This is a genomic window from Saccharothrix longispora (genome assembly GCF_031455225.1).
Taxonomy (GTDB): Bacteria; Actinomycetota; Actinomycetes; order Mycobacteriales; family Pseudonocardiaceae; genus Actinosynnema; species Actinosynnema longispora.
The window spans coordinates 2,305,171-2,324,586 of record NZ_JAVDSG010000001.1 but is presented as its reverse complement, the minus strand read 5'-3'; the positions used below and the strand labels follow the sequence as shown (position 1 = coordinate 2,324,586).

General features: G+C 75.3%; 10 protein-coding genes and 2 pseudogenes. 7 read left to right on the top strand and 5 right to left on the bottom strand.

Annotated features, from left to right (window positions below; all coding sequences use genetic code 11):
* Window positions 1–51: 51 nt before the first annotated feature.
* From J2S66_RS09335 to J2S66_RS09325, 3 genes are all read right to left on the bottom strand, one after another.
* Window positions 52–483 (bottom strand): hypothetical protein, encoded by a 432-nt coding sequence (locus tag J2S66_RS09335; protein WP_306749716.1) that lies wholly within the window; start codon window positions 481–483, stop codon window positions 52–54.
* Window positions 480–656, bottom strand: a complete 177-nt coding sequence (locus tag J2S66_RS09330; protein ID WP_310306259.1) for a hypothetical protein — start codon at window positions 654–656, stop codon at window positions 480–482. The genes J2S66_RS09335 and J2S66_RS09330 overlap by 4 nt, the downstream gene beginning before the upstream one ends.
* 209 nt (window positions 657–865) lie before the next feature.
* Window positions 866–1,405, bottom strand: a complete 540-nt coding sequence (locus J2S66_RS09325; RefSeq protein WP_310306257.1) for a DUF2017 family protein — start codon at window positions 1,403–1,405, stop codon at window positions 866–868.
* Window positions 1,406–1,860: 455 nt separating this feature from the next.
* On the opposite strand from J2S66_RS09325, the gene J2S66_RS09320 reads away from it, so the two are divergent.
* The 7 genes and pseudogenes from J2S66_RS09320 (at window position 1,861) to J2S66_RS09290 (ending at window position 16,125) form a co-directional block, all read left to right on the top strand.
* Window positions 1,861–3,693: an AMP-binding protein gene (locus J2S66_RS09320; protein WP_310306255.1), complete on the top strand. Its 1,833-nt coding sequence runs from the start codon at window positions 1,861–1,863 to the stop codon at window positions 3,691–3,693.
* Entirely contained in the window at window positions 3,690–4,244 is a 555-nt protein-coding gene (locus tag J2S66_RS09315) for an LOG family protein (protein ID WP_310306253.1), read from the top strand. Before J2S66_RS09320 ends, J2S66_RS09315 begins: the two co-directional genes overlap by 4 nt.
* A gap of 38 nt (window positions 4,245–4,282) precedes the next feature.
* On the top strand, window positions 4,283–5,503 hold the full coding sequence (locus tag J2S66_RS09310; RefSeq protein ID WP_310306251.1) for a cytochrome P450: 1,221 nt from the start codon (window positions 4,283–4,285) through the stop codon (window positions 5,501–5,503).
* Window positions 5,504–5,547: 44 nt separating this feature from the next.
* A pseudogene (locus J2S66_RS09305) lies at window positions 5,548–10,938 on the top strand (type I polyketide synthase); the annotation flags it as partial.
* Window positions 10,939–10,964: 26 nt separating this feature from the next.
* Window positions 10,965–13,364, top strand: a pseudogene (locus tag J2S66_RS09300) (type I polyketide synthase); the annotation flags it as partial.
* A 344-nt stretch (window positions 13,365–13,708) separates the two neighbouring features.
* Window positions 13,709–15,091 (top strand): tryptophanase, encoded by a 1,383-nt coding sequence (locus J2S66_RS09295; protein ID WP_310306245.1) that lies wholly within the window; start codon window positions 13,709–13,711, stop codon window positions 15,089–15,091.
* A gap of 413 nt (window positions 15,092–15,504) precedes the next feature.
* Window positions 15,505–16,125, top strand: coding sequence for a cysteine dioxygenase family protein (locus tag J2S66_RS09290; RefSeq protein ID WP_310306243.1), 621 nt, complete (start codon window positions 15,505–15,507; stop codon window positions 16,123–16,125).
* A 46-nt stretch (window positions 16,126–16,171) separates the two neighbouring features.
* Here the strand turns inward: J2S66_RS09290 and J2S66_RS09285 are convergent, their stop codons facing one another.
* Both J2S66_RS09285 and J2S66_RS09280 read right to left on the bottom strand, forming a co-directional pair.
* Window positions 16,172–18,364 carry an SDR family NAD(P)-dependent oxidoreductase gene (locus J2S66_RS09285; protein WP_310306241.1) on the bottom strand — a complete coding sequence of 731 codons (2,193 nt, stop codon included), beginning with the start codon at window positions 18,362–18,364 and terminating at the stop codon, window positions 16,172–16,174.
* 23 nt (window positions 18,365–18,387) lie between these two features.
* Window positions 18,388–19,413, bottom strand: coding sequence for a zinc-binding dehydrogenase (locus tag J2S66_RS09280; RefSeq protein ID WP_310306239.1), 1,026 nt, complete (start codon window positions 19,411–19,413; stop codon window positions 18,388–18,390).
* Window positions 19,414–19,416 lie beyond the last annotated feature (3 nt).

Sequence of the window (19,416 nt, the reverse complement as noted above, 5' to 3'; positions counted from 1 at the left end):
GGAGGACGTCCGCCGGGAGTCCTCCCTCGTCTCCCCCGGCGGCGTTCGCCGCTAGGGGTCGGGTGTGGGTCTCAGCGCGTTCCTGCCGAGCTGCTCGGCGCGGTCCTCGGTGGCGACGCAGAAGTCGGCGAAGCCGTGCACGCCGTCGGCGATCAGGTCCACGGCACGGGCGAGGCCGAGCACTCCGTCCAGGAACGCCCTCGCGCCCCGGTGGTAGTCCGGCGCGAACCGTTCCCAGCTTTCGTCCCCCTCGCCGTCGACCAGCGGCTCGTGGGAGGCGACGTCCGAGAACGACTGCCCGAACGAGCGGAAGTTCCCGCCCATCGCCTCGAACCTCCGCGCACCGCGGTGCAGGCCGTCGGTGTCCACGTCGACGCGGCCGGTGAGGTGCCCGGTGCGGAGATCGAGGTCCGTCGGTCCGCGACCGCCGGGTGGCGGGGTGCCGCCGTGGCCGCCGTTGCCGGAACCGCTCCTGGTGCTCACGGGTACCGGTCCTCGACCGTCGGCACGTCCGGTGCGCCGGTCCGCAGGGCGGGGCCCCGCGGCGGCACCGACCGGGGACCGGAGTGGTGCGGGGTCACCGCCGTGATCCCGCGGGAGGTCTGCCGCCGGTCGTGAGGGGTGGTCTCGACGGCGACACCCGCGCGTCCGCGCACGGCGCCACCAGGTGTCCGGACTGCCTCGGGTGCGGGTTCGACACGCGACCCCTCCTCACCAACTGACGCCGCTGGGCGGCGTTGCGGTCGATGACGAGTAGAGCCGCCCGGTCCGCCCTGATCAACACGATCGGCCCGTGGACATCTCGAAGGTGCAGACGACGCTGCCCCAACGGGCGGGCGACGGCGGATCGGGTTGCGGTCGGCGGCTACCACGGGATGGCCGACGAGTCCGATTCCCTGGTCGCGTGGTCGTGCAACCGGTCCAGCAGCTCGGCGAGCCAGGCGATCGTCACCGCCGTGCGCTCGACGGTGTCGGGGCCGGCCGCCCCGGCGACGGCGCCCATCACGGTGATGATGTCCTGTCCCGCGTCGAGCCACGCCCGGGCCTGGGCGACGTCGTCGAGCACCACCAGTCCGCTGCCCTCGGGGGGCAGGGTCGCGAGCACCACGTCCAGGCGGTCGACCACGGCTCGCAGGCAGTCGGGCTCCCGCCACACCAGCTCGTGGTCGTCCGCGTCGGCCCCGAGGTGGTGGCGCAGCAGGGCGAGCAGCCGCTCGTCCTCGACGACCGAGGCGGGCAGGGCGAGTCCCACCCGCACACCGAGCAGCTCGACGGGTTCGTGGGAGTCCAACCGCTGCCGGACCAGGCGCGTGAACAGCGTCGCGTACTCCCGCAGCAGCGCGATCTCGTCCTGCTCGAACACCCCGACGACCAGCTCGTCACCCACGCGGTCCCAGCAGATCACCCTCGCCTCCCAGTGGCGCGCACCCGGTCCTTGCGCGGCCAGTGGAGCACCCGCCGCGCGGGGTGCGCGGTCCTCGGCGGGCGAGGCGGCACCTTCGGCGGTGGCCTCTTGCCCGTTCGTCCGGCTCGGGCTCCGGCAGGTGGGAAGGAGCACGGTCGACGACGCCGGCTGCGGCAGCGGCCCGCGCAGGTGCGGGTTGCCCGAACGGGCACATCCACGATCTGAACGGTCATTCCCCCCGTGACGACGCTCGTGCCGTGGCGCCGCTCACCTAGCTTCGTGGCTGTCACCAGCGCAATCGGCTTCACGCCCCGCCTGTCCGACGGAGCGGCGGAGTGGGTGGGCCCGGCCGCCGAGGCCGCGGCCCGGAACGCCCCTCCGGAGGGCCACGACCTCGCCGACGACCATCGCGCGCCCCACTGTCCCGGTCCTGTTCAGGAGGCTGACAGCCGATCATGAGCGACTACGTCCGGAAGATCCTGTCCGACCTGGGGGTCGACGCCGCGGCGCTGCGCGACGACGCCCGACTGCGTGGCGACCTGGGCCTGGACTCCACCGAGATGACGCAGGTGGAGATCGAGCTGAACGAGCGGTTCGGCGTGCGGGTCGACCTGTGGGGCGAGGAGGACTACGAGCTGTCCCGACTGGTCGACGCGGTGCTCGGGGAGCAGGCGGCGGCGCGCTACCGCGAGCGCGGGTGGTGGCGGCCGGAGTTGTTGGACGAGCTGGCGCTGGGCGGCCACCCCGGTGACCGGGTGGCGCTCGTCGCCGACGGGCGGTCGACGACCCGGGACGAGCTGGACGCGGCCGTATCGGGCTGCGCGGCGCGGTTGGCCGGGCTCGGGATCGCGCCGGGTGAGCACGTGCTGGTCCAGCTGCCCAACCAGGTGCAGTACGTCGTGCTGGTGCTCGGGCTCGTCCGGCTCGGCGCGCGCCCGGTCCTGGCCCTGCCCGCGCTGCGGGAGCACGAACTCGACCCGGTGCTGGAGGCGGTGCGGCCGGTGGCGTTGGCGGTGCCAGCCCGGCAGCGCCGGTTCGACCACCTCGCGCTGGCGGAGGGGCTGAAAGACCGGCACCCGTCCGTGCGGCGCCTGCTGGTCTCCGGCGGGGTCGACCCGGAGCGCGGCCACGTCGACCTCGACGCCCTGGTCGACGGGCCGCCGGTGCCGTTCACCCCGCAGCGGCGGGCACCGTCGGACATCGGGCTGTTCCTGCTCTCCAGCGGCACCACCGGCGCGCCCAAGCCCATCCCGCGCACCCACGAGGCGTTCGGGCACGTCATCCGCACCTCCGCGGAGGTGTCGGGGCTGACCGCCGGGTCGGTCTACCTCGCGGCCATGCCCGCGACCCACAGCTTCGTCTTCGGCCACCCCGGCATCCTCGGCGCGCTGGTGCGCGGCGGGCGCGTCGTGCTGCACGAGCCGCACGACCCCGCCGCCACGCTGGCCCTGATCGAACGTGAACGCGTCACGCACTGCGCGCTGACCCCCTCCCTCGCCCGGCAGTGGCTGACCGCCGCGGACACCCGCCCGTACGACCTGTCCTGCCTGGAGGTGCTCCAGGTCGGCGGGGCGCGCCTGGACGAGGACACGGCGGCGCGGCTCGTCGAGGTGTTCGACTGCCGGGTGCAGCAGGTCTACGGCATGAGCGAGGGCCTGCTGAACTTCACCCGGCTCGACGACCCGGCCGAGGTGGTGTTCGGCACCCAGGGCCGGCCCTCCTCCCCCGGTGACGAGACCCTCGTGGTGGACGAGGCGGGCCGGCCGGTCGCCGACGGGGAGGTCGGCGAGCTGGTCACCAGGGGGCCGAGCGTCATCACGGCCTACCACGGCGGCGCGGCCCCCGAGTCCTTCACCGAGGACGGCTACTACCGCACCGGTGACCTGGTGTACCGCGACCCGTCGGGCAACTTCGTGGTCGCGGGGCGGGTCAAGGACGTGATCAACCGCGGTGGCGAGAAGATCCCGGCCGACGAGTTGGAGGCGCTCGTGCTCCGGCACGGCGGGGTGCGCGCGGCGGCGGCGGTCTCGATGCCCCACCGCGTGCTGGGCGAGGCGGTGTGCCTCTACGTCGTCGGCCGCGACGGCGGCGCGCCCGGGCTGCGGGAGGTCCGCCGCTTCCTGGAGGACAGCGGGCTGGCCCGGTTCAAGCTCCCCGAACGGCTCGTCGAGGTCCCGGAGCTGCCGCTGAAGGGCGTCGGCAAGGTCGACAAGGTCCGGTTGCGCGCGGACATCGCGGCCCGGTTGGCGGCGGAGTCCGGCGCACCCGGCCAGGGGGTGTCGTCGTGATCGCGGTGTGCGTGTTCTGCAGCGCGGCCGAGGACATCCCGGCGCGCCACGTCGACCTCGCCGGGCGCACGGGCGCCGCGATCGCCGCGCGCGGCTGGACCCTGGTCTCCGGTGGTGAGCGGGTCTCCATGATGGGGTCGGTCGCGCGCGGGGCCCGCGCCGGCGGGGGCGCCACGGTGGGCGTCGTCCCGCGCTGCCTGACCGACCGGACCGATCCGGACTGCGACGAACTGGTCCTCACCGACTCCATGGGCGAGCGCAAGTCGGTGATGATCGACCGGTCCGACGCCCTGCTCGCCCTGCCCGGCGGTCTGGGCACCTGTGACGAGCTGTTCGAGGCGTGGACCACGCGGATGCTGGGCCTGCACGCCAAGCCGGTGGTGGTGCTCGACCCGGACGGGCACTTCACCGACCTGCTGCGCTGGGTGGACAGCGCGGTCGACAGCGGGTTCATCGGGACGCGCTCCCGCGATGCCCTGGTGGTCGCGCGGGACGTGGACACCGCGCTGGACGCGTGCCTGCCGCGAGTGCGCCGTCGGGTGCCGTCGTGATCCCCGGCGGCGCGTCCGAGGCAGGAGGGCCTTCCCATGTGCCCTACCTGGGCGAGCGGGACGAGGCGTTCATCGCGGACCCCTTCCCGTGCTACGGGGCGCTGAGGGCGCGCGGCCCCGTGCACCGCGTGCGGCTGGCCGACGGGCGCGCGGTCTGGCTCGTCGTCGGCCACGACGAGGCGCGGGCGGCCCTGGTGGACCCCCGGTTGAGCCGGGAGTGGGTCAACGCCTCCCCCGACTACGCGGGCCCGGTGGGGCCGGCCGGGCCGGGCCGCTCCGCGATCGGCAAGCACCTGCTCATCGCCGATCCGCCGGACAGCGCCCGGCTGCGCGGGGTCGTGCTCACGGCGTTCAGCCGCTCCCGGGTCGAGGCGCTCGCGCCGCGCATCCGCCGGGCGACCGACCGGGTCCTGGACGCCTTCGAGCGCCGCGGCCACGCCGACCTGGTGGCGGACTTCGCCGAACCGCTCGTCGGCGAGGTGGTCGGCGGGCTGGTCGGCGTGCCCCCGCTGGAGCGGGACGCGGTGGCGCGGTGGACGCACGAGCTGGCCCACCCCGAGGACGTGGAGCAGGAGGTCAGGGCGGCGGCCGCGCTGACCGCGTGGGTCGAGCGGTTCTCCGGGCACAAGCTCCGCCACCCCGGTGACGACCTGGCGAGCGCGTTCGCCGGGCTCGCGCGCGACGACCCCGGCGCGCTGGCCCCGGACGAGGTGCCCGCCATGGTCTTCCTCGTGCTGATCGCCGGCTACCGCACGTCGGTGCACTTCCTGAGCAACGCCCTGCTCGCCCTGCTTCGCCACCCCGAGCAGCTCGCGGACCTGCGCGCCGACTGGTCGCTGCTGGGCGGCGCGCTGGAGGAGGCGGCGCGCTACGACGGGCCGGCCAACACCACCACGGTCCGGTTCACCCTCGCGCCCGTCGAACTGGGCGGCGTGACGATTCCCGGCGGCGGGCAGCCGGTGTGCATCGCGCTGTCCGCGGCCAACCGCGACCCGTCGCGCTTCCCCGACCCCGACCGGTTCGACATCCGCCGCGACACCGGCGCGCACCTCGGGTTCGGCCGCGGCGGCCGGTACTGCGCCGGGGCGCCCCTGGCCCGGACGCTGGGGGCGATCGCCGTGCGGACGCTCCTGGAGCGCTTCCCCGACCTGCACGCGGCCCCGGACGAGGTCCCCGACCGGCATCCCGGGCTGCTCTTCCGCGGGCTGCGGCGCCTGCCGGTGGGGTTCACCCCCCGGGCGCGGCCCCGAACCCTCTGACACCACCAGGAAGGCGACACGTGGACGACCACCGGTCACCCGTCACCGACGACCCCATCGCGATCGTGGCGATGGCCTGCCGACTGCCCGGCGGGGTCACCGCGCCGGACGACCTGTGGCAGGTCCTCCTCGACGGCGCCGACGTGCTCTCCGGGTTCCCGACGGACCGCGGCTGGGACCCCGACCTGTACGACCCCGACCCGACCAGGGTCGGCAAGGTCTACCTCAAGCGCAGCGGCTTCCTGCACGACGCGGCGGAGTTCGACGCCGGGTTCTTCGGCATCTCCCCGCGCGAGGCGCGGGCGATCGACCCGCAGCAGCGGGTGATGCTGGAGATCGCCTGGGAGGCGGTCGAACGGGCGGGCATCGACCCGCGGTCGCTGCGGGGCAGCCGCACGGGCGTGTTCGCCGGTGTGACCAACACCGACTACGGCGTGCGCTGGATGACCGGCGCGCCGAGCCTGCCCGAGTTCGAGGGCTACCTGGTGCTGGGCAGCTCCAACAGCGCCGCCTCCGGCCGCGTGTCCTACGCGCTGGGCCTGGTGGGGCCGGCGGTGTCGGTGGACACGGCGTGCTCCTCGTCGCTGGTGGCGCTGCACCTGGCCGCCCAGGCGCTGCGCCGGGGCGAGTGCGATTTGGCGCTGGCCGGCGGGGTCACCGTGCACACCACGCCGGGCGTGTTCCAGGACTTCAGCAGGCAGCGCGGGCTGACCACCGAGGGCAGGGTCAGGTCGTTCGCCGCCGGGGCGGACGGCACCGCCTTCGGCGACGGCGCGGGTGTGCTGGTGGTGGAGCGGCTGTCCGACGCCCGCCGCAACGGCCACCCGGTGCTGGCGCTCGTGCGCGGCTCGGCGGTCAACCAGGACGGGGCGAGCGACCAGCTGTCCGCCCCCAGCGGCGCGGCGCAGGAGGAGATGATCCGCCAGGCGCTCGCGGACGCCGGGCTGCGCCCCGGCGACGTGGACGCGGTGGAGGGGCACGGCACCGCGACCCGGCTGGGCGACGTCAGCGAGGCCACGGCGATCCTGGCCACCTACGGGCAGGACCGGCCGGCCGAACAGCCGCTGTGGCTGGGATCGGTGAAGTCCAACATCAGCCACACGGTCGCCGCCGCCGGGGTCGCGGGCGTGATCAAGGCGGTGCTGGCCATGCGGCACGGCGTGCTGCCGCGGACCCTGCACGTGGACGAGCCGACCCCGCTGGTGGACTGGGGCAGCGGCGCGGTCCGGCTGCTGACCGAGCAGCGCGAGTGGCCCGACACCGGCCGGCCCCGCCGCATCGGCGTGTCCTCGTTCGGGATCAGCGGCACCAACGCCCACGTCGTCCTCGAACAGGCGCCCCCCGCACCCGACGAGCCGGGCACCGGCGGGACGCCGCCCGTCGCGGCGGTCACGGTGCCCTGCCTGCTCTCCGGCCGGTCGGAGGCGGCGTTGCGCGAGCAGGCGCGCGCCCTGCGCAAGCACCTCCTGGAGCACCCCAGGGCACGGGTGGCCGATGTCGGCTTCTCGCTGGCGACGACCCGCGGCGCCTTCGAGCACCGTGCCGCGGTCCTCGCCGCCGACCGGGACGCCCTGCTGGCGGGGCTGGCGGCGGTGGCCGACGGCGAACCCGCCGGCACCGTGCTGCGCGGCACCGCCGGGCACGGCCGCCCGGTGTTCGTCTTCCCCGGCCAGGGCACCCAGTGGGTCGGCATGGCGGCGGAACTGCTGGACTCCTCCCCCGTGTTCGCCGAGCACGTCCGCCGCTGCGACGAAGCCCTCGCCCCGCACCAGGACTGGTCGGTGGCCGACGTGCTGCGCGTCGCCCCCGGCTCCCCGCCGTTGAGCCGCACGGACGTCCTGCAGGCGGCGGTGTTCGCCGTGCTGGTGTCGCTGGCCGAGCTGTGGCGCGCGTACGGCGTGGAGCCCGCCGCCGTGGTGGGCCACTCCGTCGGCGAGGTCGCCGCCGCGCACGCGGTGGGCGCGCTGTCGCTGGAGGACGCCGCGCGGGTCGTCGCCGTGCGCGGTCAGGCGATGACCTCGCTCATGGGCCGCGGCGACACCCTCGCGGTGGCGCTGCCCGCGCGGGAGCTGGCGTCCCTCCTGGAGCCCTGGGGCGACCGGCTGTCGATCGCCGCCGTCAACGGTCCCGGCAGCGCGGTGGTCTCCGGTGAGCTGGACGCGCTGGAGGAGCTGCACGCGCGGTGCGCTGCGGACGGGGTCCGGGTCCGCAGGTTGAACCTCGGGCTGGCCGTGCACTCCGCCCAGGTCGAGGAGATCCGGGAGCGGCTGCTGCGCGAACTGGCCGCGGTCGCCCCGCGCCCGTCGCGGGTGCCGTTCCACTCCTCCGTCACCGGCGGTGTCCTCGACACCACGTGCCTGGACGCCGACTACTGGTACCGCAACGCCCGGCAGGCGGTGCGGTTCGAGGAGGCCACGCGCAGCCTGCTGGCCGACGGTCACCGGCTGTTCCTCGAACCCAGCCCGCACCCGGTGCTGACCCTGGGCGTGCAGGAGACCGCCCAGGCGGCGAAGGTGGCGGTGGCGACCGTGGGCACGCTGCGCACCAACCGCGGCGGTCCGGAGCAGGTGGTGCGCGCGCTCGGCGAGGCCGTCGCCCACGGCGTCGAGGTGGACTGGCGGGCCGTGTTCGCCGGGACCGGGGCGCGCCGGGTGGACCTGCCGACGTACCGGTTCCAGCGGCAGCGCCACTGGCTGGACCTGCACCGAGGCGGTGACGCCGGGTCGCTGGGGCTCGACCGGGTCGAGCACCCGCTGCTGGGCACGGTGGTGGAGGTGGCGGGCACCGGCGGGCTGCTGCTCACCGGCCGGTTCTCCCGCGCGACCCACCCGTGGCTGGCGGAGCACGTGGTGCTCGGCGTGCCGCTCGTGCCGGGCACCGCGCTCGCCGAGGCGGCCCTGCACGCCGCGCGGTCGAGCGGCTGCGACGTGGTCGAGGAGCTGACCCTGCACGCCCCGCTGGTCGTCCCCGAGCGCGGGGAGGTTCGGCTCCAGGTGGCCGTGGGGCCTCCCGGCGAGGCCGGTCGCCGGACCTTCGACGTGCACTCGCGGCCGGCCGACGGGCCGCCGGGCGGGTGGGAGCTGCACGCGACCGGCACGCTCGGCGTCGGGCAGGTGCTGCCCGCCCCGGAGCGGGAGTGGCCGCCTCGGGACGCGGCCCCGTTCGACACCTCCGACCTGTACGACCGGCTGGCGGCACACGGCTACGACTACGGGCCGGTCTTCCGGTGCGTGCGGGCGGCGTGGCGGCGCGGTGACGAGGTGTTCGTGGAGCTGGTCCTGGACGACGACCGCGCCGCCGAGGGGCACGTCCTGCACCCGGCGCTGCTCGACGCCGCCGGGCACGTGCCCACGCTGCTGTTCCTGGAGGAGGGCGGTGACGGGGTGCTGGCCCCGTTCGCCTGGCAGCGGGTGGCGGTGCACGCCGCCGGGGCGTCGGCGTTGCGGGTGCGGACGACGGTGACCGGCGAGGGGGCGACCTCCTCGACGATCACCGGTGTCGACGGGCGGGCGGTGGCCTCGATCGGGGCTGTCGTGTCGCGGCCGGTCGACGCCTCCCGCCTGGCCCGGCTCACCGACCGCACCGGGGACTCGCTGTTCCGGCCGGTGTGGACCGAGGTGCCCCGACAGGCCGCCGCAACCACCCCGCCGGGGCGCACGGCGGTGCTGGGCGTGGACGAACTGGGACTGTGCGCCGGACTGGCCGCCGCGGGCTGGGACGTGGTCGGCCATGACGACGTCACGGCGCTGCTCGCCGGTCTGGACGGCGGTGAGCCCGTCCCGGACGCGGTGTTCCTCACCGGTCTGGTCGAGCCGACCCGCGCACCGGTGGAACGCATGGCGGACGAGGTGCGGGCGGTCCTCGGCGGCACCCTGGACGTGCTGCGGTCCTGGCTCGACGACGGCCGGCTCGCCGGCTCCCGGCTGGTCCTGCTCACCCGCGGCGCGGTGCCGGACGGCCGCGACGGCGTCACCGACCTCGTCCGCGCGCCGCTGTGGGGCCTGGTGCGCAGCGCGCAGACGGAGAACCCCGGGCGGTTCGCGCTGCTCGACGTCGACCACACCGCGTCCGGCGACGCGCTGGCCGCCGCGCTGGCCGCCGACGAGCCGCAGCTGATCCTGCGCGAGCACGCCCTGCTCGTGCCGCGACTGGCCCGCGCGCTGCCGGCGCCACCGCGTGACACCCCCGCGGTGGCGCCGGACCGCACGGTGCTGGTCACCGGCGGCACGGGCGTGCTGGGCGCGCTGGTGGCGAAGCACCTGGTGACCGCCCACGGGGTCCGGAATCTGCTGCTGGTGGGCAGGCGGGGGCCCGACGCCCCCGGCGCCGCCGCCCTGACCGCCGAACTGGAGGGGCTGGGTGCGCGCGTGACCGTGCTGGCGTGCGACGTGGCCGACCGCGCGAACCTGGCCCGCGTGCTGGCCCGCGTCCCGTCCGAGCACCCGCTCGGCGCCGTGGTGCACACCGCGGGCGTCCTGGACGACGGCGTGCTGGGCGCGCTGACCCCCGAACGGCTCGACCGGGTGCTGCGCCCCAAGGTCGACGCCGCCCTCGCACTGCACGAGGCGACGGCGGAGCTGGACCTGACCGCGTTCGTGCTGTTCTCCTCCGTCAGCTCCCTGCTCGGCAGCGCCGGGCAGGCCAACTACGCGGCGGCAAACGCGTTCCTGGAAGCGCTGGCCGACCGCCGCCGCGCGCTGGACCTGCCGGCCACCGCCCTGTCGTGGGGCCTGTGGGGCGGCGACGGCGGCATGGCGTCCGGTCTCGCCGAGGTCGACCTCGCGCGGATCAGGCACAGCGGGATGCGACCGCTGACCCACGATCTGGGCATGGCGTTGTTCGACACCGCGCTGGACCGCGACGACGCGGTCCTCGTCCCCGCCCAGCTGGACCTGGCGGCCCTGCGGGCGAAGGGCGCGGACGTGCCCGGCCTGTTCCGGGACCTGGTCCCGGCTCCGGCGCGGGGCGCGGTCCCCGCGCCGAAGGCGGACGTCGACGGACTGCGGCAGCGGTTGGCGGGCCTCCCGGAGGCCCGGCGCGAGCAGGAGCTGGTCGACCTGGTGCGCTCGCACGTCGCCGTGGTGCTGGCGCACAGCAGCCCGGAGGGGGTCGACGTGCACCGGCCGTTCACCGAGATCGGTTTCGACTCGCTGATCGCGATCGAGCTGCGCAACCGGCTCAACGCCGCCACCGGCGTGGACCTGTCGGCCACGGCGGCGTTCGAGCACTCCACCACCACCGCCCTCGCGCTGCACCTGGCGGAGCTGCTGCTCCCCGCGACGACCGGCGCGGACCCCGGCGGCGCGCGCCCGGACACCGGGCACGACGGCAGCGGGCACGACGGCAGCGGGCACGACGACATCGAGCACATGGACGCCGAGGCGCTGGTGCGGCTCGCGCTGGCCGGCTCCGGGGATTCGGGGGAACGACGATGAACACCTCGACGGACCGGCTCGTCGAAGCGCTGCGCGCCGCGCTGCTGGAGAACGAACGCCTCAAGGCGGCACGACCGGCGCCCGACGAGGTGCCGGCGGACCCGATCGCCCTGGTGGGCGCGGGCTGCCGCTACCCCGGCGGCGCGGACTCCCCCGAGGCGCTGTGGCGGCTGGTGGCCGCCGGCGACGACGCCGTCACCGACCTGCCCACCGACCGCGGCTGGGAACGCTGGTGCGGCTCCTCGACGGATCTCGCCGCGGCGCTGGAGGCCACCGGCGGCGGTTTCCTCCACGACGTCGCCGACTTCGACGCCGGGTTCTTCGGCGTGTCCCCGGACGAGGCCCTGGCGATGGACCCGCAGCAGCGCCTGCTGCTGGAGGTCGCCTGGGAGGCGGTCGAGCACAGCGGGATCGACCCCCTGTCGCTGCGGGGCAGCCGCACGGGGACCTACCTGGGCGTGATGCACCACGACTACCTGACCCACTTCCTCACCTCGCCCGGGTACGAGGACCGGTCGGCGGGCCACCTGTTCGGCGGGAACACCGGCAGCGTCGCGTCCGGCCGGGTGGCCTACGCGCTGGGCCTGGAGGGCCCGGCGGTGTCGGTGGACACGGCCTGCTCGTCGGCGCTGGTGGCGGTGCACCTGGCGAGCCAGGCGCTGCGCCGGGGCGAGTGCGACCTGGCGCTGGCGGGCGGCGTGGCGGTGATGGCGACGCCCTTCCTGTACCGGGAGATGAACAACGCGGGCCACGTGGCCCCGGACGGCCGCAGCAAGTCGTTCGCCGGGGCGGCGGACGGGCCGTCGCTGGGCGAGGGTGTCGGGGTGCTGGTGCTGGAGCGGTTGTCGGACGCGCGGCGGCACGGGCACCCGGTGCTGGCGGTCGTGCGGGGCTCCGCCGTCAACCAGGACGGTCCCCGTCACGGGCTGCACACGCCGACCGCCCCGGCGCGGCAGCGGGTGATCACCGAGGCGCTGGCCGCCGCGGGCCTGCGACCGTCCGACGTGGACGCCGTGGAGGGCAGCGGCACCGGCAGCAGGCTGGACGACCCGTTCGAGGTGCAGGCGCTGCTGCGGACCTACGGGCAGGACCGCGCCGGCGACGAGCCGCTGTGGCTCGGCTCGGTCAAGTCCAACATCGGGCACGCCCAGGCCGGCGGCGGCGTGGCGGGGATCGTCAAGGTCGCCATGGCCATGCGGCACGGGGTGCTGCCGCGCACGCTGCACGTGGACGAGCCGACCCCGCTGGTGGACTGGGACGGCGGCGCGGTCCGACTGCTGACCGAGCAGCGGGGGTGGCCGCGAGGCGGGCGACCGCGCCGGGCCGCCGTCTCGGCCTTCGGCATCAGCCACACCAACGCCCACGTCGTCCTGGAGGAGCCGCCGGCTGAGGAGGACGCGCCTCGGGATGGCGGCGAGCGGCCTGCGGTGGTGGCGTGGCCGCTGTCGGGGCGCTCGGAACGGGCGCTGCGGGCACAGGCCGCGCGCCTGCTCGCCCACGTGACGGCGCACCCGGACCTGGACGTGGTGGACGTGGGCTTCTCACTCGTCACCACGCGCAGCGCGTTCGAGCACCGCGCCGTGGTGCTGGGGCGCGACCGCGACGAGCTGGTCCGGGGCCTGGCGGCGTTGGCCGGGGACGGGACCGACCCGGCCGTGGTGCGGGGCACGTCGCCCGTCGCCGGGCAGCGGGTCCGCGTGGCGGTGCTGCTGCCCGACGAGCGGACACCCCCACCCGGCGGGGTCGACGCGCTGCGCGACGCCCTCCCCGGTTTCGGCCGGGTGCTCGACGAGGTGCGCGCCGGCGCGCCGGTCGACGCGGCGGCGGTCGCGTTCGCGCTGGGCGTCGCCCTGCACCGCGAACTGGAGCGGTACGGCGTGCGCGCGGACTTCCTGGCCGGGTGCTCCGCCGGGGAGCCGGCGGCGGCCCACCTGGCGGGGGCGCTGTCCGTCGAGGGCGCCGCCTCCCTGCTCGCGGCCTCCCGGGACGGGGGTGGGGCGACCGCGGCGTTCGAGCGGGCGGTGTCGACCGTGCGGCCCGGACCGTTCCGGGTGCCGGTGGTCTCCGCCGTCGACGGCGAACCGCTCACCGCGGAGGCGCTGCGGTCCCCCGGGCACTGGGCGGCCCTGTTCCGCGGCACGACCACCGACCTGCCGCGCCGGCTCGACGAACTCGGCGCGAGCACCCTCGTCGTGCTGGGGCAGGGCGGTGCGGCCCCGCGCGACGGGTCGACGCCCGTGCCGGTGACGGGCGCCGAGTGGGGTGCGGGCGGGCCACCCGTGGCCGCGCTGGCCCGCCTCCACGTCGGTGGTGTGCGGGTGGACTGGCGGGCCGCCTTCACCGGGAGCGGGGCACGTCGGGTGGCCCTGCCCACCTACGCGTTCCAGCGCGAGCGCTACTGGCCCGACCCGCTCCCCCGAGGGTGACCGGTCGACCGGCCGGCGGTCCGCGGACCGCCGGCCGGTCGAGCGTCGGCCCGGCGTGCGGGCGACAGCAGCCGGGAAATCTCCCCCTTGAGGCAGCGCGCTTTTCCCGAAAGTCCCGCACGACACCTGTGACAGTTCCGCGAATCGCATTCCCGGTGAATCCTGGACACGGCCGGCGGAAATGACTCAGCTTTCAGGCGAACCCGATCGGGAGATCGACGCCGGGCCGCACCACGGGCACCTCCCGAACCACCTCACGAAACCAGCGAATCACGCGACGGTTCATTCCGAGCGCGTTCCGAACGCTGGGCACCCACCTGCTCATCCGCACACGGGAGACCGCCATGCCGTTGATGGAGCCGTACCGGATCAAGGTCGTCGAGCCCATCCCGATCACCACCCGCCCGGAGCGCGAGCGCGCGATGGCCGCGGCCGGCTACAACCCGTTCAACCTGCGTGCCGACCAGGTCACCATCGACCTGCTCACCGACTCCGGCACCGGCTCGATCTCCGCCGACCAGCAGGCGGCCGGCATGCGGGGCGACGAGTCGTACGCGGGAGGGCGCTCGTTCTACCGCTTCCACGAGGTCGTCTCCGACCTCACGTCCTACCCGCACATCTTCCCCGCCCACCAGGGCAGGGCCGCCGAGCGCATCCTGTTCGCCGCGTTGCTGCGCCCCGGCCAGACCTCCCTGAGCAACACCCACTTCGACACCACCCGCGCCAACGTGGAACTGCTCGGGTGCGAGGCGCGCGACCTGCCCTGCCCCGAGGCGCGCAACCTCGACAGCGACTTCCCGTTCAAGGGCGACATCGACCTGGCGGAGCTGGAGCGGGCGCTGGGCGACCCCGGCTGCGACGTCGGCGTGGTGGTCATGACGATCACCAACAACGGCGGTGGCGGCCAGCCTGTGTCGATGGCGAACATGCGGGCGGCCGCGGAGGTCTGCCGGCGTCACGGCGTGCCGTTCTTCCTCGACGCCGCCCGCTTCGCCGAGAACGCCTGGCTGGTGACGCAGCGCGAGCCCGGCTACGCCCACAAGACGCCCCTGGAGGTGGCCCGCGAGGCGTTCGCGCTGGCCGACGGGTGCGCGGCGAGCCTGAAGAAGGACGGCATCGTCCACATGGGCGGGATCATCGCCATGCGGGACCCCGAGCTGGCCAGGCGCTGCGAGCAGCTGCTCATCGCGGGCGAGGGGTTCCCCACCTACGGCGGGCTGTCCGGCCGCGAGCTGGAGATGCTCGCCCAGGGGCTGCGGGAGGTCGTGGAACCGGACTACCTGCGCTCGCGGGCGGCGGCCACGGCGAACCTCGCCCGGATGGTCACCGAGGCGGGCGTGGACATCGTGCAGCCCGCCGGCATCCACGCCCTCTACCTCAACGCGGGCCGACTGCTGCCGGGCATCCCGCCGCACCGCTTCCCGGGGCACGCGCTGGCAACGGAGCTGTACCTGGCCGGTGGCGTCCGGTGCGTCGAGCTGGGGTCGCTGTTCCTCGGCGACGTCGACGCCGAGGGGCGGCTGGTCACCCCCGCGCCGTTCGAGCTCGTCCGCCTGGCGATCCCCCGGCGGGTCTACACCCAGAGCCACTTCGAGTACGTCGCCGAGGTCGTCGCCGAGGTCGCGAAGAACCCCGAGCGGATGCCGGGTTACCGCCTGGTGGAGTCCCCCGCGGTCCTGCGGCACTTCAAGTGCCGCCTCGAACCGGTGCCGCCGGGCACCCCGTGATCCGGGGGCGGTGATGCGGCGCGGTCCACGCAGGCGGCCGGGAGAACCCGTTCCGAATCGATCCTGAATCGAACGACACACATCCTCCTGCCCGGAAGTGCAGGCAACGCGAATAAAAGCGCCGGGTGAACGCGGAATGTCCAGTGGGTGATTCGCCCGCTTTAGACTCCACTCCCGACCCATCGGCTCACCGGAAGGCGCTTCGACTTGTCTGCCAACCGCTACGGCAAGGCCCATCGTCCACCGGCCCGTCCTCTGCGCGCGGAAAGCACCCCGCACGGCGGTCCGCCGTTTCCCGACCGGCGCCGGACCGGCCGGTGAGGCTTTCGCCACGGAACCGCCCGCCGCAGCCCTTCCACGAGTTCGCGGGAACGCTCCGACGCGCGTTCACCTCGGTGAGGGGTGGACTCGCCGTGCCGCGCGGTGAGGTGCCGGCATCCGAGGTGCTCGTGTCGTCGCGCACCGCCGAACTGGTCGCGGCCGTCCGCCGGGTCCTCTGCTGCTCCTCCGGGCGTGAGCGGCCCGATCGCACCGCGCGTCGTGTCGCCGCGGTGCTCGCCCCGTTCCTGGCGCACGACGACCTGCTGATCACGCGGCACCTGGAGTCGCACCCGCACACCCTCCGGCACGTGCTGCACGTCGATCCGGAGGGGCGCTTCTCGCTCGTGGTGACGGTCCGGCCGCCGGGCGGGGAGACCCCGGTCCACGACCACACCACGTGGTGCGTCTCCGGCTCCTACCGCGGGGCGGAGACGGAGACGCGCTACCGGCCCGTCACGTCGCACGACGGGCGGACGGTCCTGGTGCCGTTCCGCACCACGGTCAGGCCGGTCGGCACCGTCACGCACCTCGCTCCTCCCGGCGACGTCCACAGCGTTCGGAACGCGACCGACGACGCGGTCGTGACCCTGCACGTCTACGGCGCCGACGTGCGTATCGACGGCACGGGCGTCCGCCACCGCCACGACGAGGTCGGGGCGACGGACGCGCCGGCCGTCGAGCGGCACGACGAGGCGTCGCCCCACGACGGGTGAGCCACTGGGCGCGCCGCGGCGGCGACGGCCGGGACCAGGTGTTCCGCTACACCTCGTCGGCGGTGACGTAGCGGCCGGAGAGGTGATCGGCTGCGCCCATGGCGATGCGGACGAGGGCGGCGGTCGCGGCGGGGACGGGGGTGAAGCCGCCGTCGTCGCGGGCGCGCAGGGTGAAGTCGAGGATTCCGTCGGCGTGCGGGTCGCCGACGTGGCCGCGGTCGAGGTGGGCGCGGGTCATGCCGGTGTCGAGCAGGCCGGGGTCGAAGGCGACGGTGGTGACGCCGGTGCCGCGCAGTTCGCCTTCGAGGTTGGCGGTCAGTGCGATGAGCGCGGCCTTGGACACGGCGTAGGCGCTGGCATGGGGCCAGCGCAGCTTGCCGGCCCGGCTGACGACGTTGACGACCCGACCGCCTCCCCGGGCGATCATGCCGGGGAGGACCGCGCGGGAGGCGTTGTCCGCGCCGCGCAGGTTGACCTCGAAGGTTCGCCACCAGGAGCCGGGGTCGGTGGTCCAGGTGGGTCCGATCGGGCCGGGGACGCCGGCGTTGTTGACCAGCACGTCGACGTCGCCGAGCGCGACGGCGGCGGTGAGGGTGGCGGGATCGGTCACGTCCGCCGCGGCGCACTCGATCGTCCCGGGCAGGCCGGCGCCGAGTTCGACGGTCCTGTCGAGTTCGGCGCGGTCGCGTCCCACGACGAGCACGGTGGCGCCCGCCGCCGCCAGGGCCGCGGCGAAGTCGCGCCCGAGGCCGCGTCCCCCACCGGTGACCAGCACCCGCTGTGCCGGGGGGCGGAGGGGTTTGCCGGTGGCGGAGCGCGGGATCGCCCTGACCCGCTCGACCAGGCGCACGCGCTTCTGGGGGGCGAGCTTCGCGGCGACGTGCGCGGTGATCTCGCCCAGCGGTACCGCGTCGGGCACCACGACGTAGGCCTTGGGCAGTTCGCCCGCGATGGGGTCGGGGACTCCCACCACCAGGGCGTCGGTGACGCGGGGGTGGTGGAGCAGGACGTCTTCGACCTCGGCGGGCGAAACCTGGTAGCCCTTGTACTTGATCAGTGATTTGAGGCGGCCGACGATGCGCAGGTGGCCGTCGGGGTCGAGGCGGGCGAGGTCTCCGGTGCGGAACCAGCCGTCGGTGTCGCGCAGCGGGGGACCGTCGAGGTAGCGCGGGGCGATCTGCGGCCCGCGCAGCCACAGTTCGCCGGGCACGGCGTCGCGGCCGGTGGCCGGGTCGACGAACCGGGCCTCGGTGCCGGGCAGCACCACGCCGACGGTCCCGGCGGGGGTGGGGTGGCCGTCGGGGGTGAAGGACACGCACCCGGCCTCGGTCATGCCGAAGCCCTGCACGACCGGCAGGCCGAAGCGCGCCTCGAACGCGGTGGCGGCGGCGGTGGGCAGCGGCGCGCCGCCGGAGACGACCAGGCGCAGGGCGCGCGGGACGACGGGGTCGGTGAGCGCGCCGAGTTCGCCGACGACCGTGGGGACCAGGTAGGCGATGGCGGTGCCGGTGTCGTGCAGCAGGGCGGGGAACGCGGCGGTGTCGAACCTGGTCGGTCCGATGACGAGGGTGCCGCCGGCGCGCAGCGTGGCGTTCATGGCCATCTGCATGCCGTAGACGTGGCGCAGCGGTCCGCAGCAGGCGACCACCTCCCCGTCGCCGATGCGGTGCACCTGCCGGATCTGCGCCAGGCCGGCGGCCAGGTTGCGGTGGGTGACCACGACCTTCTTCGGCACGCCCAGCGTGCCGCTGGAGGACATGAGCACGGCGGCCCGGTCGCCGCCCCGGACCGGCTCGGGAGGCGTGGTGGCGCGGCCGGTGGACTCGCCCGGGACCACGGTGGGCAGCGGCGGCGCCGCCCACAGCGACTCCTCCGCGACGATCGCGACCGCGCCGCACCGCGCCAGGTCCGCGCTCCACCGGTCCTGCTCGTCGCGCGGGTCCAGCGGCAGCACCACGCCACCGGCGGCGAGCACGCCGTGGTAGGCGAGGACGAACTCGGCGCTGTTCTCGGTGAGGACGGCGACCACGTCGTCCTCGGTCACGCCGATGTCGCGCAGGTGCGCGGCCAGGTCCGCCACCCCGGCGGCGAGGGCGGTGTAGGTCCACCGCCTCGGGCCGCCTCGAGAGTGGTCGACGAGCGCGACCCGCCCACCGAGCCCGGGTCGGATCGGCAGCACGTACTCGGCCAACCCGACGTCACCCGGATCGGGGAACGGCCCCGCCTGCTCGACAGACATCACGACGCCTCTCACTGGTGCGGTCAGGGCCGGACGAGGACCTTGGTGGCGGTGCGGGCGGCCATCGCCTCGTAGCCGAGGGCGATGTCGTCGAGGGTCACCACGTGGTCGAACACCGGGGACGGGTCGATCCTGCCGGACAGCACGTCGTCCACCAGACCCGGCAGGTACGTGCGGGCGGGCGCGAGCCCGCCGGTGACGGTGATGTTGCGCAGGAAGCACATCATCATGTCCACGCCGCCGTGCGGGCCGCCGACCAGTGCGACGGAACCGCCGTCCGCGCACACCGCCATCGCGGTGTCCAGCGCGGACTGCTCCCCCACCGCGTCGACCACCAGGTCGGCCCCCACCCCGCCGGTGGCGTCCAGCAGCACGGCGTGCGCCTCGTCGCCGCGCGCGGTGACGAAGTCGGTCGCGCCGAACGACTTGCCGACCTCCAGCCGGTTCGCGTGGCGACCGAACAGGAAGATCCGCTCGGCCCCGGCTCGCCGGGCGGCCAGCACCGAGCACAGGCCCACCGCGCCGTCCCCGACCACGGCCACCGTCGCGCCGGCCGGCAACGCGGCCGAGGCGAGGGCGTGCGTGCCGGTGGACATCACGTCGGCCAGCGCGAGGATACCCGGCAGGCGATCGTCACCGGGGTCGGCGGCCACCTGGACGAGGGTCGCGTCGGCGAACGGCACGCGCACGGCCTCGGCCTGCCCGCCGTTGGCGTCGACGCCGAACATGCCGCCGGAGCGGCACGAGCTGGGCACGCCCCGGGTGCAGGCCGCGCACGCGCCGTCGGAGAACTGGAACGGGGACACGACCAGGTCGCCGACGCGCAGCCCTCGCACGTCGGAACCGGTGTCCTCCACCACGCCGACGAACTCGTGCCCGCAGCGCGGTCCGCGCACCGGACCGGGGTGGCCGGCCAGGCCGCGCAGGTCCGTGCCGCAGATCCCGGCGGCCACGACCCGCACCACGGCGTCGGTCGGTTGTTCGATCACGGGGTCCGGCACCGTCTCGACCCGCAGGTCGCCGGGTGCGTGCAGGATGGCGGCTCTCACAGT

Bases quoted from the DNA above. Each gene is read 5' to 3' on its own strand.
- J2S66_RS09320 (WP_310306255.1), top strand. From the start codon at position 1,861: ATGAGCGACTACGTCCGGAAGATCCTGTCCGACCTGGGGGTCGACGCC.
- J2S66_RS09295 (WP_310306245.1), top strand. From the start codon at position 13,709: ATGCCGTTGATGGAGCCGTACCGGATCAAGGTCGTCGAGCCCATCCCG.
- J2S66_RS09285 (WP_310306241.1), bottom strand. From the start codon at position 18,364: ATGTCTGTCGAGCAGGCGGGGCCGTTCCCCGATCCGGGTGACGTCGGG.